Genomic DNA, 1,251 nt, shown 5'->3' with positions numbered 1-1,251 from the left:
CGCAGAGGGCAGACCTAGAAGCAAACTTCTTCGTCGCCAGCGGCGCACCGCCCTCGTTCGTGGGCCGTATATAGTCGCCGCCCGACCGAACTGTCAACAGCCTAGATCGCTCTTTTTTCGATTTCTCGTGGAGATATCCAAGAAGGCAAAATTTGTGAGCTGGCTTGGTTGAATTTTGGCCGGCGCTTCCGTTGCCAGCTATTGCAGCGATACCCGTCACAACCGCTTCGCCTTGTGAATGCGGTCGTCCCTAAGGCAGCCGCCAGCATTTAGCCGAGTGTCGATCTTCGCGGCCTTTGAGCTGCGACTCAGAGCCGTCCTTCGAGTAATTCAGGCGTGATGTTTCGGCCGGCGTAGAAGATGCCGAGGATCAGCACGCGCTCGCCATCGACAGTGAAGACGATGCTGACCGCGCGACGATAACCAATGATCCGCAGCCCCGGCATGATCTCCACCCGCTCGGTGCCGCGCTGTGGAAATGTCGACAAGCCCAGACAGAGATCGCGGATGCCTGCAACAAAATCCCAGGCAACCGCCGGCGACGCACGCTCGGCTATATCGTCATAGAGTTGTTCGAGTTCGGCTTCCGCTTTCGGGTGGAAGACAATCCGGTACTCCATCCCCTACTTGGCTTTCGCCTGCCGTGCGCGATGACGGAGCTCCAGCCGGGAAAACACCGATTCAGCGGGGATTCCCTTGGCCGGATCCTGCTGAAGATCGGTAACGCGCGACGGGATTTCCTCGCGCAGCCACTTCTCCCGCTCTGCCTCAAAATCCTCGAGCATGCGCAGACCGGCGCGGACAACCTCGCTGGCATTGTTGTAGCGGCCCGATTCGAGCTGCTTTCTGATGAAGCGCTCATAGTGCTCGTTCAAAGCGTAGTTGGGCATGGAGACCTCCTCCGGAAATATGGGGCCGGGCTGGAGATATAGCAATAGATAGCAACAATTGGCATTTGGTTGATTGGATTCCAATTCACCCGTCGCGATTCGGTGAAGGCCCAACAGTACCCGAATCGGCAGAGATCAAAATTATCGGGTCGAGAGGCCGGCGCCCGATGGAGGATCGCTAGGCGGCCCGATTCCACGACCTCTGCGCCATTTTGAGGCAGCTGAGACGCGGAAGCCGGCTGAGTTTAAAACTCAACCGGCTAGAGTCTTTCATGTTTTGACGAAAGCGTATCCGGCGTTTTCGAAGTAGTTCTTGCATTCGGTTGCCTCGATGGTTGCGACGAGGTGGCCGATGTGGCGC

At 57.6% G+C, this 1,251-nt stretch carries 2 protein-coding genes; both read right to left on the bottom strand.

Annotation, left to right across the window (positions count from 1 at the left end; all coding sequences use genetic code 11):
• Window positions 1-308 precede the first annotated feature (308 nt).
• On the bottom strand, window positions 309-620 hold the full coding sequence (locus LB553_RS30395; RefSeq protein ID WP_224518632.1) for a type II toxin-antitoxin system RelE/ParE family toxin: 312 nt from the start codon (window positions 618-620) through the stop codon (window positions 309-311).
• A gap of 3 nt (window positions 621-623) precedes the next feature.
• On the bottom strand, window positions 624-890 hold the full coding sequence (locus LB553_RS30390) for a type II toxin-antitoxin system ParD family antitoxin (RefSeq protein WP_224518631.1): 267 nt from the start codon (window positions 888-890) through the stop codon (window positions 624-626).
• Window positions 891-1,251 lie beyond the last annotated feature (361 nt).

The sequence above is a fragment of the Mesorhizobium sp. CA8 genome (assembly GCF_020164955.1).
Classification (GTDB): domain Bacteria; phylum Pseudomonadota; class Alphaproteobacteria; order Rhizobiales; family Rhizobiaceae; genus Mesorhizobium.
This window is presented reverse-complemented; position numbering and strand designations above follow the sequence as displayed.

Excerpts from the sequence above, each read along its gene's own strand:
- LB553_RS30395 (WP_224518632.1), bottom strand. The coding sequence starts at position 620 with ATGGAGTACCGGATTGTCTTCCACCCGAAAGCGGAAGCCGAACTCGAA.
- LB553_RS30390 (WP_224518631.1), bottom strand. The coding sequence starts at position 890 with ATGCCCAACTACGCTTTGAACGAGCACTATGAGCGCTTCATCAGAAAG.